Raw genomic sequence first — 14862 nt, forward strand, 5'->3', positions numbered from 1 at the left:
GGGTCGGCGATGTTTTTGCCCGCGATGTCGAAGGCGGTGCCGTGGGAGGGGCTGGTCCGCAGGAAGGGCAATCCCAGGGTTACATTGACGACGGAGTTGAACGCTAAAAGCTTCACCGGGATGAGCCCCTGATCGTGGTAGAGCGCGACGAAGCCGTCGAAGCGCCGTAAATTCTTCTCGGTGAAGAGGGTGTCCGCCGCCAGGGGGCCGGTGAGGTCCATTCCTCCCGCCCGCAGCTCCTCCGCCGCCGGAAGGACGATTCGCCCCTCCTCGTCGCCGATGACGCCGGAGTCCCCGGCGTGGGGGTTGAGGCCGCAAAGTGCCAGGCGCGGCTCTCGGCCCATTTTTTTTTGCAGAAACGCGCGGAACAGGCGGGCCACGCAGACGATGCGGTCCGTGGTCAGCGTCCGGGCGACCTCGGCCAGCGGGATGTGGGTGGTGGCGAGGACGACGTTGATTCTCGGCGAGACGAAGGCCATGGCCTCTTTGCCGACCACGCCGCACCTCTCGGCCAGATACCCCGTGTGTCCGGCGTAAGGGATGCCCGCCAGGGCCCAGGCCTGTTTCGAGATGGGCCCGGTGACCAGGGCGCGGGACGGGTTGGCGAGGCACAGGTCCACCGCGCGCTCGACCCAGGAGAAACTCGCCCGCCCGGACTCGGCGGAGACGACGCCCCATTGCGGGGTGAGGTCGGTGCTGGGAACTTCGATTAGGGGGATACAGTTTGGTGTTGGGTCGGCCTCGTCAGGCGAGTGGACGGGGACGATTTCGAGGTCGAGACCGAGAAGCTCGACGGCGGCGGCCAGGGGCCTCGGCGCCCCGACGACGACCGGGCGGCCATCGGTAATACGGCCCCAGGCCCCGACCAGAACCTCGGGGCCGATCCCGTTGGGGTCGCCCGGCGTGATGAGAACCAGGGGTCGGTCGCCCATGATTTCCGTTCACCGTCGCGGATTGAAGGGGCGGGCCTTTGCGCCCGCCCGCGAGTGAACCGCCCCGCGGAGGCCCGCGGTGATTTTTTGCCCAAGGGCGCTACGCCTCGGGCTTGGGCTCGGGGAGGGTTATATCCGCCTCGTTGAAGCGGCAGTGGGTGGTGAAGCCCAGCCTCTGGTAGAGCTCGAGCCCCTCCTTATTCTTCACCGCGACGTTGAGGGTCGCCAAGTCGGCCTGGTCGGCGAGGAGGGTGAGCGCCTTGCTCACGACCTGCTGGGCGAATCCGCGCCGCCGGTATTCGGGGTGGACCACTACGTTGCCGATACAGGCCACCCGCTCGTCGGCGTTCACCACGTGCGTCCCCGCGCAGGCCACGAGCCCGTTGTCCTGGAAAATCCCGGCAAAGGGGTACGCCAGCTGGTCCGGGTGGAATGAGTTTTCCGGGTAGTGGACCATCAGGCCGGCGATGGCGTCGGCGTCCTTGGAGCCCAGCTCCTCGGCCACCCCGGTGTCGAAGGTCTTGCCCGTGAGGTCCATCGTCATCCTGAGCATGCGCTTGAGCTGGACTACGTTGGTGCCCTCGGGGAAGGCGGCCTCGGGCTCGCCGGTGAAGGCGGCGTTGTAATCGCCGGCGGGTAGGTACGAGCAGATGAAGCGCAGGGCGCCGACTCCGCCGAAGAGGAAGAGGGCGGGCGGTTGAAGCCCCTCGTACACCAGCACCAGGTTCGGCCCGTTGACGTAGTACCGCGAGAGACCGAAGTGGAGGTCGGAGAGGTCGCCCAGCGCGTAAGACGCCCAGGGGCGGTCCGAGGCGAGGAGTTCGGAGATGACCTCCCGGTCACGGCTGCGGAAGCTTTCCAGTTTCATCGTATTCCTTCGTGAAGTTGTGGTTGAAGTTCAGTCGAGGCCCACCAGGGCCCGGGCGAATTTCATCGGGTCGAAGGGCTCCAGGTCCTCCAGCCGCTCGCCGGTTCCCACATGGGAGATGGGGAGGCCGGTCTCGGCGGCGACGGCGAGGAGGAATCCGCCCCTGGAGGTCCCGTCCAGCTTGGTCAGCACTATCCGGTCGCACCCGGCGCCATCCAGAAAGGCCCGGGCCTGGAGGACGCCGTTCTGCCCACCGCCCGCGTCCAGCACGAGGGCGGTCCCCACCGGATGTTCGCCGAGCGACTTTTCCACCACGCGGCGGAGCTTGCCCAGCTCCCGCATCAGGTGGTCCCGGGTATGCATTCTCCCGGCGGTGTCAGCGATGACGGCATCCATTCGCCGGGCTTTGGCGGCTTCGAGGGCGTCGTAGAGAACCGCGCCCGGGTCGCCGCCCTCGGCGTGTCTTACGAGGGGGACACCGGCCCGTTCGGCCCAGACCTCGAGCTGCTCCCCCGCGGCGGCCCGGTAAGTATCGGCCGCGGCCAGGAGCACCCGCTTGCCATCCCGCGCGTACCGGGCGGCCAGCTTGGCGGCCGTCGTCGTCTTCCCCGTCCCGTTGACCCCCACCAGGAGGAGGACCTCGGGCGGCGGGCCGTCGTAGGGCGGCGGGACCGGGGGCAGGCTTTCGGCCACGAGCCGGGCCAGGAGCTCCCGGGGGTCGGTCCCATCCCCGGTGTAAAGCTCCCGGAGGCGCTCCACCAGCCCGGCGGCGACCGCCGGACCCGCGTCGGCCAGAATCAGCGCCTCTTCGAGCTCGTCCGCGGCCTCATCCCCGAGGCGGTTCCCGACGAGCTTCCGCAGGGCCCGGTCCAGCCGGTCGCGCGTCTTCGCCAGTGCCTGAAAAAATCCCATCGGGCGTTCGCCTACAGACCCGCCTCGGCGAGCTGCTCGACCAGCTCCTCGCGGCGGTTGGAGGCCTCCAGGGCCGCCTCGCGGTCCACCAGCCCGGACTCGAGCAGCGTCGTCAGGGAACTGTTGAGGGTGTACATCCCGTGGGCGTGCCCCGACTGGATGACCGAGTAGAGCTGGTGCTCCTTCCCGTCTCGGATGAGCGCGCGCACCGCCGGGGTGGCGATCAACACCTCGGTGGCCAGCACCCGCCCCGGGCCTTCCTTCTGCGGCAGGAGCGCCTGGCTGACGACCGCCTCCAGGCAGAAGGAGAGCTGGATACGTACCTGGCGCGTCTCGGTGGTCGGGAAGGCGTCTATTATACGGGTGACGGTCTGGGTGGCCGAGTTGGTGTGCAGGGTGGCCAGGGCCACGTGGCCGGTCTCGGCGACGGTGAGCGCGGCGTTCATCGTGGGCAGGTCGCGCATCTCACCGATCATTATCACGTCGGGGTCCTGCCGCAGGCACGAGCGCACCGCGGAGACGGTGTCGGCGTAGTCGGATCCCAGCTCCCGCTGCGTCACCAGGGACTTGCCCCGCTCGTGGCGGAACTCGATGGGGTCCTCGATGGTGATGATGTGGCGGGCGCTCTCCCGGTTTATCTTGGCGATGACGGCCGCCAGGGTGGTGGACTTGCCCGAGCCGGTGGGGCCGGTGACCAGGATCAGGCCCTTGGGCAGGGCGGTGAGCCCGGCGACGGACTTGGGCAGCCCCAGTTCCTCCAGGGAGGGGATGACGTCTGGAATGGCGCGGATGGCGCAGGCGGGCCCCTCGGAGGTGCGGTAGACGTTCACCCGGAACCGGCCTTGTCCCTCCAGCTCGTAGCCCAGGTCCACCTGGCCGGCGTCGTCGTAGTGGGCGCGGGCGCCGGGGCGGGACGATAGAAAATGCCCGGTGAAGGAGTTGGCCGTCTCCCGGGTGAAGGGTTCGAGGTTGGTGGGAATCAGCCGTCCGTCAACGCGCATGTGCGGGGGATAACCGACGACCACGTGGAGGTCGCTGGCCCCCTGGGTGCGCATCACGGAGAGGAGCTTTTCCGCCAGTTGCACGCCCTGCTCCCGGATTGAGTCCAGCCGGCCCGCGTCCGTCCGCCGGGGAGGCGGCTTATGATACAAGCCGCGCGCCCGCGGGTCAAGGGCCCGCGAGGTACTCCCCCAGGGCGTCGGCCTGGAAGGAGAGAAAGCGCCTCGCCGGGGGCAGGCCGGCGAGCATGACGGCGCCGTAGGCCTTGGTGAGGATGCGGGAGTCCAGAACGGCCACCACCCCGCGGTCGGTCTTTTTGCGGACCAGGCGGCCGAATCCCTGGCGCAGCCGGAGCGCCGCCTCGGGCACGGAGTAGGAGTCAAAGGGCCGCCCGCCGCGTTTCTCGATCGCCTCCGACCGCGCCGTCACCACCGGGTCGGTGGGCACGGCGAAGGGAAGCCGGGCGATGACGAGGAGCCGCAGCTCGTTACCGGGCAGGTCCACCCCCTCCCAGAAGGTGGCGGTGGCGAAGAGTACGCCGCGCCGCGCCTCCTTGAAGTCGCGCAGGAGACGGGTCCGGTCGGAATCGCCCTGGGCCAGCACCTCGCAGCCCATGCCCCGAAGGTCCTCCTCCAGTCCGGACTTGAACGCGCGCAGCGCCTCGTGGCTGGTGAAAAGGACCAGCGTCCCCCCGACCCGGTTCAGCTCGACCAGCCGCCGGATCTCGGCGACTGCCTCGGTGAAATGGCCCCGGTCGCGGGGGTCCGGCAGACGGGGCAGGTAGAGCGCCGCCTGGGTCGCGAAGTCGAAGGCCGGGGGGAGGAGGAGCTCCTCGCCGGGCGGGAAGCCCAGCCGGGTGGATAGGTAGGAAAAATCGCCGCCCACGGTGAGGGTGGCGCTGGTGGCCACGACGGCCTCGGGAAGGGACCAGAGCCCCGATTCCAGCTTCGGTCCGACCTCGACGGGCGCCGCGTGGAGCCGCAGACGTGCGGCGTCGTGGAGGCCGTCCGCCCAGTACACGAAGCCCTCCCACCGCCGCTCCTCGAGACCGGTGAGGTCGCTCCGGTAGCCGTCCAGGAGCCGCGCCGCCCCGCCCAGCTCCAGGGCGTCGTCCTCGGCGGCCCCGTCGGCCAGTTGCGTCAGCCAGCCCGCCGTCCGGCCCAGCTCGGCGTCCAACTCCGCGCCGACGGAAAGAAGGTCGCGGAGGATGCGCTCCTCCCGCTCGCGCCCCGGACCGAGCCCGGCGTGGAGGGAGGCGAAGTGCCCCACGGCGGCGTCGAGGATTTTTGAAAAATGCTCCGCCAGCTCGTCACCGTCCACCGCCCGGTCCATCACCGCTCCGGCGAGGCCCCCCGTGCGCCGGACGGGGGAGTAGAGCTCGCCCACTAGCCCGCGCAGGCGGCCCTGGGAGGCCCGGTAGCCGAGCTGGTCCGTGGCCGCGTCCTCGAGGCGGTGGGCCTCGTCCACCACCAGGTAGGCGTAATCGGGCAGGACCGCCTCCCCGGAGGACCGTAGGATGACGTCGGCCAGGAGGAGGGCGTGGTTGGTGATGACCAGATCGGCGGACTGGGCCCGGCGCCGGGCGCGCTGGAAGAAGCACTCGTTGACGAAGGGGCAGCGGCTCCCCGCGCAGGCGTCGGGGGACGACGCGACCAGCCTCCACTCCGCCTCGGGGAAGGCGAAGTCGAGCTCGGAGCGCTCCCCCCGCTTGAGATTTTTCGCACGCGCGAAGAGCGTCCGCTGCCTCCCGGCGGCGTCGGCGTCGGCGAAGAGCCCCAGGAGCTGCTGGCGGTGCAGCTTCCGCAGGCAGAGGTAGTTGCCCCGCCCCAGGAGCAGGGCCACCTTCACCTCGGTCCCCAGCGTGTCCAGGGCCACGGGGATGTCGGCGGCGAGGAGCTGCTGCTGGAGGGCGATGGTGTGGGTGGAGACGACGCCCCGGCGCTCGTCCGTCACGCGGGAAAGGAGGGGGATGAGGTAGGCCAGGCTCTTGCCGATGCCGGTGCCGGCCTCGACCATGAGGCTGCCGCCGGTTTCGAGAACGTCGGCTACGGCGGCGGCCATCCGGATCTGGCCCGACCGCTCCTCGTAGGGGTGCAGCAGCCCGGCCAGGGTGCCGGCGGAGGAAAAAAGACTCGTGATGGAATTTTCGGTCAAGGGGTCACTCGGGGGGACGTTCCGCGGCGAAGGGGTTTTCCCGCTTCCCGAGCCCGTCCAGGTATAGCGTTATTGCGTCGAGTTTCTGCTGAATCTCCCGGTTCGCCCGGCGGTAGGCTGCTGCCGGCGGCGTGTTCTCGGAGAGGCTGGCGGACAGCCTCCCCACGAGCTCGTGCCATGAAAGGCCCTCCGTCCGGCGCTCGATGTCGTGCTCGGCCAGGAGGAGCTCCGCCCGCTCGTCGAGGCCGTCCCGCACCAGGGCGTCGAAACGCTCGCCGGGGGTGAATGTGGCGACTAATCTCAGGTCGGCGTCAAAGGCCGAGTCCCGCGGGCGAGGGGGGTCGGTCGCCGCCAGGAGGTTCTCGGTCTCCCGATCCAGGACGGCCTCGAGCTCGGCGAGTCGGGGCGCCTCGTCGGCGAGGGCCCGTTCCGCCCCGGGTGTGCCGGGTTCCAGTCCGAGAGCCGTCAGAAGCCGATCCGCGGGCCAGGCGGCCGTTTCACGCCGGAGGTGGGATTGCAGCGCGGTCAGTTCCTCCAGGAGCGCCGGATAGGCCAGCCGTTCCACCCGGAGGGAGAGGAGCACCTCGTCGAGGACGTCGGCGTAGGCCAGGGCATGGAGAGAGCTTTCCTCTACCGGTTCCTTGCAGCCGGTGAGCCCGAGCGACAGAAAGAGCGGGAGCGCGGCTTTTAGTATTCTTTCAACCATCGCCCCAAGTATAAACGAGAAACTCGGTTTATGCGACGGCCGGACCGGCCGTTTGGAAAGGACCGTCGCGGCTTCCATCTCCCCGCGGGAGAGGCTCGTAGGGTGAGGGCTGCCTTGGAAAAAAGGCGGCATCCTTATTCCCCCTCTCCCTTTTAGGGAGGAGCATTCGCCCACGGGCCGGGGTGAGGGGTAAAATCGGCGGGGACTAAAGTCCCCGCCCTACATTTGACGGTGTAGGGGCGCCCTTCTACGGGCGCCCGCGGGCCGACCTGAAGGTCGGCCCCTACGTCAGCGCGGGCCGGGGTGAGGGCCGCCTCTGATAAAGCGGCGGGGACTAAAGTCCCCGCCCTACATTTTTGGGTGAGGGGAGTGATCCCCTCCCTCCCCCTACATGGGGAATGTCATCACCCAGAAGACGTCCACCTCGCCGGGTGAGTCAAACTCGAAAGACCCCACTAGCTCGTCCAGCTCGGCGCGGAACGCCTCGTTGTTGTAGGCCCGGTCGTCGCCGTGACCGGTGGCCACGGAGTTGATCCGGTCGAACTTCCCGTCCACGAAGCGGATGTAGTACTGGACGTCGCCGCCGAAATCTTCACCGGCGTACTTATCGGAAACCGCCCTGACGTCGTCGGTGTAGTTGGCCTTGAGATACTCGAGCGCCGCGGCCCCGAGGTCCTCCTCCGGCTCCTCGATCCTGCCGGTGCCGGTCGTCTCGATACCGGCGAGGGCGGTCATGTAGCCGGAGATGAGCCACCGTCCTCTGTCCTCGGAGAGGGTGAGCTCCAGGTCGTACGCCATGTTGTTCTCGGTGTAGCGGGCGTTCTCGAAGGTGACCATCGTGCCGAAGGAAGCATTCTCGAGCACGTAGCCGCCGGATACGGTCAGACCTTTCTCGGCGATGAGCGACCAGAGCACGTCCACGTACTGCGGATCCATGACGAGCCCCAACAGGGCCTCCTGGTCCTTGTCGTGCACCACTTTGAGGAAGGCTTCCACCGTCCCCTCGGGTTTCGAGAGGTCGGGTTCGGCGCTTTCCTCGCCGCAACCGGCGATGCCGAGTCCGAGCGTCGTCAGAAGCACGGCGATTAAAAATCCGCGCATGATACCTCCTCGTGCCGGGCGCTCGCCCGACCCGGCGCTCCCCCGGCGCCGGGTGAGATCACCACCCGCGTTCCATCGGACAAGTCGAACAGCGGTTAGGTTCCGGACTCCGCAGCCGCGTCTCCCGTCCCGCCCGGGGTGTCCTCGGGCGCGGTCCCGGTCTCTTCCTCGTCTACGAAGGCGTAGTCCTGGCCGCTGATGAGCCAGCCGGGGCCCAGCTCGTTGGTGACGTAGAGCTGCTGCTCATAGACGCCGTAATCCTTCCAGCGGGCGCTGTCGAAGATGACGTGCTTGCCGAAGGAGCCTTCCTCGATGTGGTACCCCGGAGAGAAGGTCAGGCTGTTTTTGGTGATACGCCCCCAGATCGCGTCCGCCGAGTCCTTGGAATAGAAGAGGCTGTCGAAGACCACTTTGTCCTGGGAATTGGCCGCCTTGATGAAGGCGTCCACCAGGCTCTCCGCCGTCGGGTAGACCTTCGGCCCGTTCGTCTCGGTCCCGTCGCCGTTCCCCTCTTCCCCTTTACCCCCGCAGCCGAGGAAGACGAGGGTCAGACCGGCCAGGATCAGAAAGATTGTGAAGCGCTGCATATCCCCTCCTTTACGGAAATCGGACCTGTTACGGAAATGGGCCGCCCGAAGGCGACCCATCAAGGCTCAAGATATCGTTTTCGACCTTAAGGAAGGTCCTACTACAGAGCCGGCTCGACGACGGGCTCGACAACCGGAGCAACGTAGTCGGCCATCGGGAAGTCCATCGACCAAAGAACGTTCACTTCGCCCATCTCGGCGATATTGAAGGTCATGACGAGCTTCTCCAACTCGGCCTTGAAGGCCTCGTTTTCCCAAGCGTTGGTGTCATCGCCGGACTGCGCCCAGGAGTTGATGCCTGTTACGGCGCCGTCCAAGAAGGCGATGTAGGGCTGGATGTTGCCGGTGACCTTTCCACCGGAATCACCGTCTCGGCGGTCTCGAAGCCGGTGCAGAGCCAGCTGCCCTTTTCCTTCTCGACGATGAGCAGGGTGAAGGAGTATTCCACTTCACCTTCCAAATAGACGGCCTTCTCCCATGTCACTTTGCCATCGGTGATGGTATAGGCGCCTTCGATCGTCAAACCCTTACCCAGGAGCGCGACGACCTCATCGGCCTTTTTGGCGTCGGTGAACAGAGGCGCGAGGGCATCGACGGGTTTTTCGGCCTTGAGGGCCTTGATGAAGGCATCAACCAGAGCTTCGGGCTTCTCGTACTTTACTGCTTCGCCACAGCCGGCAAAAACTAGAGCCAGTGTGGCTATCAGGGCGAACAGGAAATAGCGACGCATGTATCCTCCTCGGTTTTTCTTTACCTGCCCGGTAATTTACCGGACGTGGTTAAAAGTATGCCGGCATGTAGCTCCCCTCAAATTGGGAAACTCACTCGCCAGCAGTTCATCTACACTGCGTTAGAGTAGGTTAGTTAATTCCAAGAGAAAAGTCAAGGGATTTTTAATTATTCGGTATCCTTTATGCGTTTGTCATCCGTTTTTTCCGGCTCCCCATCCCGCGCCCGGTAGGCCTCGTCATTCAAGAAGCCCCGCTCGGGCCAGCGTTCCGCCAGTCGGCGCGAAAGAGCCTCCTCGAAGCCGATCCGCTTGGGGAAATAAAACCGCGGGTGGTCCGCCCCCAAATACTCCTGGCGGACAAAGCCGTCGGGGTAGGTGTGGGGGTACACGTAGCCCTCGCCGCGGCCCAGCTTGTCCGCCCCGCGGTAGCCCGTGCCGCGCAGGTGGCCGGGCACGGGGATCGCCGGACGCTCGCCGACGTACTCCCGGGCGAGCGTGAGGGCCGTACCGCAGGCGTTTGACTTAGGGGCGCAGGCGACGTAGACGGCCGCCTGGACCAGGTTGTAGGCCGCCTCGGGCATGCCGATTAGCTCCAGGGCCTGGGCCGCCGCCACCGCCACGACGAGCGCCTGCGGGTCGGCGTTCCCGACGTCCTCCGAGGCGCAGATGACGATGCGTCGGGCCAAAAAACGCGGATCCTCGCCGCCCTCCAGGGCCAGTATCATCCAGTACACCGCGGCGTCGGGGTCTCCGCCACGCATGCTCTTGATGAAGGCCGATACGCGGTCGTAGTGGTAATCGCCGGCGCGGTCGTGGAGGGGGCTCTGCTCTCGGGCGACGCGCTCCGCGTTCTCAAGGTCCAGGTTAATTTGACCGTTCTCGTCGGCCGTGGCGGTCACGGCGGCCAGCTCCAAAGCGGCCAGCGCCCGGCGGGCGTCGCCCCCGGCGTAGTTGGCCAGGCGGTCCAGAAAAGCGCCGGCGGCGGAAATGTTCATCCCGCCCAGGCCCCGCTCCCCGTCGGCGATGGCCCGCTCCAGGAGCGCCCGGATGTCCCCCGGCTCCAGCGGTTCGAGCTCCAGGACCATCGAGCGGGAGAGGAGGGCGCCGATGACGCTGGTGTAGGGGTTGTGGACCGTGGCGCCGATGAAGGTCACCACGCCCGCCTCCACCGCGGGCAGAAGGGCGTCCTGCTGGGCGCGGTTGAAGCGATGAATCTCGTCTATGAAGAGGACGACGGGCTTGGAGAGGCGGGCCTGGCGGGCGCGTTTAGCCTCGGCGACCACCCGGCGCACGTCGTCCACCTTGGCCGTCACGGCGTTCAGGCGGGCCACGCGCCCCCCGACCTGCTCCGCCGCCGCCAGGGCGATGGTCGTCTTCCCCGACCCGGGCGGGCCGTAAAGAATCAGGCTCGGGAGACGGCCCCGCTCCACCGCCGTGCGCAACGGTGTACCGGGGCCGATGATTTTATCCTGACCGACGACCTCGGCCAGCTTCACCGGCCTCATCCGGTAGGCCAGCGGCGCGTCGGGTTCGGGAAGGCTGTCGAAAAGTTCATTCAACTATGCGATGGGTAAGGGTGGTTAGACCGGTTTGCGCAAGACGGCGAAGATGCTCAGCGTTAGATACTCACGCAGCTCCGGTATACCGCTCAGGGCCAGGGCCAGACCGTAGATGAGCCGGACGGCCGGCGTTGAGCCTTTGGAACGGTTGGTCCTGTACTGGAGGCATTCCAGACCGCTTCGGTCGAAAAGGCGGCGGTAATCCGCAGATGACAGGCCGTTGAGCCCCAGATCGCGCAGCGACTTCAATTCCCTGGAGTGCCTCTCGTTCAACCTTCTAACGAGCCACTCCTCCCTGAAGAGCAGGTGCCCCCAGGGGATAGGGATTTCGGCGCCCAGGTGATCGCCCAACGGACTGTTGTAGAGCGGGCCGAACCCCAGCAGGAGCAGACCACCCGGCTTCAGCCGGACACGGATCTCCACCAGTAACCGTCCCAGATCCTCCACATGCTCGAAGGTGTCCTTGGAAACGATGTAATCGAAGCGGACCGCCGGGTCGAAATCCTCCAACCCGCCCAGGTGGAATTCGACCCGATTCCGGTACTCGGAAAAATTCTCCTCCAACCGGTCGCGGGCGAATCCGATGATACTAGCGTTGGTGTCTATCCCGACGACGCGCACCGCACCGTCACGCGCCAGCCGGAAGCACATTGCGCCGTGTCCGCAACCCACGTCGGCGATTACCCGGTCCGCGAGGGGCGGTTTGATCCCGAGCCGGGACCAAAAACGCTCATAGTTCCTCAAACCCCGCTCGAACTCAGCGTATGCGAGAGGTGAATAATCCATACTCGATCATTGGAAGGAGTCGGTTCCGTGCTCCGAGCGGGTGTCATCCGCCGGACCATCAGGAGCGCCTCGTCCCGCCGCGGCCATATCGGCTTCAAGGCGAACCGGGCCGTAACATTAATCGTCCATCCAGAAACCGGGGACCATGGACGGTCCCGCTCTTCCACGGCTATGGGGCGCCGAGCCTGTTAAAGAGGAGGCCGGTCAGGCGGCGGACCCCCTCGGGGGTCAGGCGCAGCTCGATGCCGTAGGTCTCGTCGCCGGTACGCCGCTCCTCGCGGGAAACGAAAAGGTAGCCGCGGACCAGCGCGACCACCTGCCTGTAGGAGTCGGCGTCCAGGAGGGTCTTCGGGTAGAGCGCCTCCTCGAGCCGGTCGAGGAAATCGGCCTCCGCCGCGTCGTAGGCCCGCAGGTGGGCGCGACGGCGAGCCTCGTCGTCGGCGATTCCCCCCGCCGGGGCGACGCCCCAGCCGGAGATTTTTTCCAATTTTCCGGCTATTTCACCGGCCCCGAGGGTGAGAGTCTTGCCGGGGGTGGCGGCGGTCACGGGTCCGGTCACGACCCCGACGCGGGCGAGGAACTGGCGCACGGCCTCGAGGAGGCTGGACTGCGACGCGGCGATGTGGACGGTGCCCAGGCGCTCGTCGTAGCCGCCCCGGCCCAGGAGCCTCCCCGACACCGCCAGGCCGGCGGGCCCGGCCTCAACCGCTATTAAAAGCGTCGGGCCGTCTCCGGTCAAAAGGGGCAAGAGCTCGGGGTAGGGCGCGTCCCAGGGGATGCCCGCGGGGAGCAGCCCCGCCTCGGGCCAGGACTCGGTCAGGGCGGTGAGCTCTTCCCCGTCGGCCCCGGTAAATAGAAGCTGCACATCGGCGGAACCGGCCGCCGCGGTCGAGAGGGTGAGGATGACGCCCGCCAGGGCGAGGGCTCTCATGGGAACTCCCCCACCGCCGCGCCGGCGGGGATATCTTTTACTAAAAGCTCCCCGGACGCGTAGGGGGCTACGCAGACGTGCCGCCCCACGGTAATCCCGGCGGGCAGCGCGACGCTTTTGCCGACGACCGTGACGCCGCCGGAGAAGAGCCCGCCGAAACGCTCGTTCCCGTCGGACACCTCGCCGAAGCCGACCTTGGCCTTCCCGCCGACGTCGCAGAAACGGTCCATGACCACCCGGTCCACCAGCGCCCCCCGATGCACCACCGTATCGCCGAAGAGGATGGAGTCCCGCACCAGGGCTCCCTCCTCCACGTAGACCCCGCGGCTCAGGATCGAGTTGATAACCTTGCCGTTGACGATGGAGCCGTTGGCCACCAGGCTGCGGACGGCGTGGCTCCCGGGGCCGAACTTGGCCGGCGGCATCTCGTCGGTGGGCGTCATGATGGGCCAGGAGGGGTCCACCATCTCCAGGCGCGGGGTGTCCCGCAGGAGCTCCATATTGGCCTGGTAGTAGGGCGTCAGCTCCCCCACGTCCTCCCAGTAGCCGTTGAAGGGGAACTGGTGAACCACCCCCTCGGAAATGGCGGGTACGACCACGTCCCGCACCAGGTCGTACTGGCCTTTTCTCAGCGGCTCCAGCTTGTGGGTGAGGTAGGCCGCGTCGAAGAGGTAGATGGCCATGCTGGCCAGGGTCCCCATGGGCCGGTCCGGCTTTTCCAAGAATGCGGTTATCCGGTCGTCGTCGGCGACCTCCACGTTTCCGAAGCGGCGGAGGTCCTTGAAATCCGCCGGGGCGGTGGCGACGGTGACGGCGGCCCGGCGGCGGTGGTGCTGGCGGATGAGCCCCCGGAAGTCCATCTTGAACACCAGGTCCCCGGGCAGGACCAGCACGAAGTCGTACCCCTCGAACTCGCGGCGGTTCTGACGCAGCGCATCGGCGGTGCCCCGGTACCAGGACGACCCTGCCTCGGTCTGAATCGGCTGCAGGAGCGAGACCCCGGTCCGCTTGCGGTCCAGGTCCCACGCCTGGCCCGTGCCCAGGTGGTCCATCAGGCTGATCGGGTTGTACTGGGCCAGGATGCCGATGTCGAAGAGCCCGGAATTGACGCAGTTGGAGAGGGGGAAATCAACCAGGCGGTACCGCCCGCCGAAGGGCATGGACGAGACCGCCCGGTGGGAGGCCAGAATGGACAGACCCTCGCCTTTGCCCCCGGCGAGGACCATCACCTTCACCCGTTCATCGCTCAGAACGCCCACTTGGGCCTCAATAGTAGTGGAGCACGACGCCGCCCTGACCGACGATCCACCCCTCGCTGAGCGAGAGCATCTCGACCGCCATCAGGTCCTCGTCGGCCGGGGAATCGAGGAGGCTCAGGCTGCCGCCGTCGTCGAGGACGACCGTCCCCCGGGCTCCCACGGCCAGGAAGTGCTCCGACGAAGCGGCGCTCACGCTTTTGAGTATCTCCGTCGTCGGGCTGTCCAGGGCCGTCCAGTCGCCGGTGTCACCGAGAAGAATCACCCCGGAGTCCCCCACGACGAGGTAACCGTCGTCGCCCGTAAAAGCGATTCCGTTGAGCGGATTGCCGACGCCCGGGTCGTAAACCTCCGCCCCGTCGTCGTCGCCGAACACGACCGAGCCGTCGGTGGTCACGGCGGCGAACCCGTCCGCGGTCGCGACCACGTCGGTGAAGTTGCGGCCCGGCACGACCGTCTGGATCCAGCCGCCGTCCGTGTAGTGGAGGACCGCGCCGTTCATGCCCACCGCCCAGAAGTTCTCCACCGTCCCGTCCACGGCGACCAGGTCCTCGTAGGTCAGGTTGGGGTAGCGCGTCCACTCCGCGCCGTCGTAGCGGACCATCAGCCCCTCCCGCCCCACGGTGATGCAGCCGCCGTCCCCGTCGCCCAGCACCGCCGACAGGTCCCCATCCGGCCCCTCGACGATGGACCAGTCGGTCCCGTCGTAAAAAATGACGGTGGCCTGAAGCTCGTCCTCGCCGGCCGGGCCGACCGCCCAGCCCTCGCCGTCGCCCAGCCACACGTCGAGAAGGTCTTCCTTCAGGAGGAGGGGGGTTTCGCCTTCGGTGTAAATCTCGTAGAGGACGAGCTTCGGCGGCTTGCCCAAGCCGCTCGGCTCGCAGCCCGCGAGCGCGAGGACCGCGAAGACGGCGGCAAGGAGCGGGGCGGAGTGTTTCAAGATCGGACCCTCCGGGGTCGGGGTTTTCGATTCTCGTGCCGATTATAACCCGACGACCGGCCCCCGGCAAGCCGAGCCGCTCGGGTGCGGATGCTCCCCCGCCGTAAACGCAACATCTTCTCAATAACCATCGCCCCACTCTTCCCGCGAAAATCACCCAGACCCGCTCCCATCCGTCCTCGCCGCCCTGCCTTGACTCGACCGGTCCACCCCTAGTAAAATAGCGTATGAGGCGGTATACGCTTTTTCGCCTCCTTCCAACCGCAAAAACCCACCTCCAGCCCAGGGGGATGACACCCGTGAGCCACCCCATGCTCTTCGCGGAGAAGGAACTGGAAGGCGTGCGCAACGGCCGGATAACCGTCGCCTTCCGCCAGTGGAACGAGCCCAAGGTCGATCAC

Annotated in this window: 15 protein-coding genes; all 15 read right to left on the bottom strand. The window is 67.1% G+C overall.

Annotated features, from left to right (window positions below; genetic code table 11):
• Positions 1-932 (bottom strand): 4-hydroxythreonine-4-phosphate dehydrogenase PdxA (gene pdxA / locus NTW26_02155; GenBank protein ID MCX7021076.1); only part of this gene is annotated, 932 nt, incomplete at its 3' end.
• Between the two features lie 100 nt (positions 933-1032).
• On the bottom strand, positions 1033-1800 hold the full coding sequence (locus NTW26_02160; GenBank protein MCX7021077.1) for a GNAT family N-acetyltransferase: 768 nt from the start codon (positions 1798-1800) through the stop codon (positions 1033-1035).
• 30 nt (positions 1801-1830) lie between these two features.
• On the bottom strand, positions 1831-2712 hold the full coding sequence (ftsY, locus tag NTW26_02165; protein MCX7021078.1) for a signal recognition particle-docking protein FtsY: 882 nt from the start codon (positions 2710-2712) through the stop codon (positions 1831-1833).
• 11 nt (positions 2713-2723) lie between these two features.
• Entirely contained in the window at positions 2724-3797 is a 1074-nt protein-coding gene (locus NTW26_02170) for a PilT/PilU family type 4a pilus ATPase (GenBank protein MCX7021079.1), read from the bottom strand.
• Positions 3798-3879: 82 nt separating this feature from the next.
• A complete protein-coding gene (locus NTW26_02175; GenBank protein MCX7021080.1) occupies positions 3880-5865 on the bottom strand; it encodes a DEAD/DEAH box helicase in 1986 nt (661 codons plus the stop codon).
• A gap of 4 nt (positions 5866-5869) precedes the next feature.
• Positions 5870-6571 (bottom strand): hypothetical protein, encoded by a 702-nt coding sequence (locus NTW26_02180; protein ID MCX7021081.1) that lies wholly within the window; start codon positions 6569-6571, stop codon positions 5870-5872.
• A gap of 387 nt (positions 6572-6958) precedes the next feature.
• Positions 6959-7672: a hypothetical protein gene (locus NTW26_02185; protein ID MCX7021082.1), complete on the bottom strand. Its 714-nt coding sequence runs from the start codon at positions 7670-7672 to the stop codon at positions 6959-6961.
• A 95-nt stretch (positions 7673-7767) separates the two neighbouring features.
• Positions 7768-8259, bottom strand: a complete 492-nt coding sequence (locus tag NTW26_02190) for a hypothetical protein (protein MCX7021083.1) — start codon at positions 8257-8259, stop codon at positions 7768-7770.
• Between the two features lie 101 nt (positions 8260-8360).
• A complete protein-coding gene (locus NTW26_02195) occupies positions 8361-8576 on the bottom strand; it encodes a hypothetical protein (protein ID MCX7021084.1) in 216 nt (71 codons plus the stop codon).
• Positions 8561-8989 (bottom strand): hypothetical protein, encoded by a 429-nt coding sequence (locus NTW26_02200; GenBank protein ID MCX7021085.1) that lies wholly within the window; start codon positions 8987-8989, stop codon positions 8561-8563. The genes NTW26_02195 and NTW26_02200 overlap by 16 nt, the downstream gene beginning before the upstream one ends.
• 167 nt (positions 8990-9156) lie before the next feature.
• A complete protein-coding gene (locus tag NTW26_02205) occupies positions 9157-10548 on the bottom strand; it encodes a replication-associated recombination protein A (protein MCX7021086.1) in 1392 nt (463 codons plus the stop codon).
• A 21-nt stretch (positions 10549-10569) separates the two neighbouring features.
• Positions 10570-11334: a class I SAM-dependent methyltransferase gene (locus NTW26_02210; protein MCX7021087.1), complete on the bottom strand. Its 765-nt coding sequence runs from the start codon at positions 11332-11334 to the stop codon at positions 10570-10572.
• Positions 11335-11503: 169 nt separating this feature from the next.
• The gene (locus NTW26_02215) at positions 11504-12265 is read right to left on the bottom strand and encodes a hypothetical protein (GenBank protein ID MCX7021088.1); all 762 of its coding nucleotides are present in this window, start codon (positions 12263-12265) and stop codon (positions 11504-11506) included.
• Positions 12262-13524: a sugar phosphate nucleotidyltransferase gene (locus tag NTW26_02220; protein ID MCX7021089.1), complete on the bottom strand. Its 1263-nt coding sequence runs from the start codon at positions 13522-13524 to the stop codon at positions 12262-12264. Before NTW26_02220 ends, NTW26_02215 begins: the two co-directional genes overlap by 4 nt.
• A gap of 7 nt (positions 13525-13531) precedes the next feature.
• Positions 13532-14461 carry a hypothetical protein gene (locus tag NTW26_02225; protein ID MCX7021090.1) on the bottom strand — a complete coding sequence of 310 codons (930 nt, stop codon included), beginning with the start codon at positions 14459-14461 and terminating at the stop codon, positions 13532-13534.
• Positions 14462-14862 lie beyond the last annotated feature (401 nt).

Source organism: bacterium (assembly GCA_026398675.1).
GTDB lineage: Bacteria > RBG-13-66-14 > RBG-13-66-14 > RBG-13-66-14 > RBG-13-66-14 > RBG-13-66-14.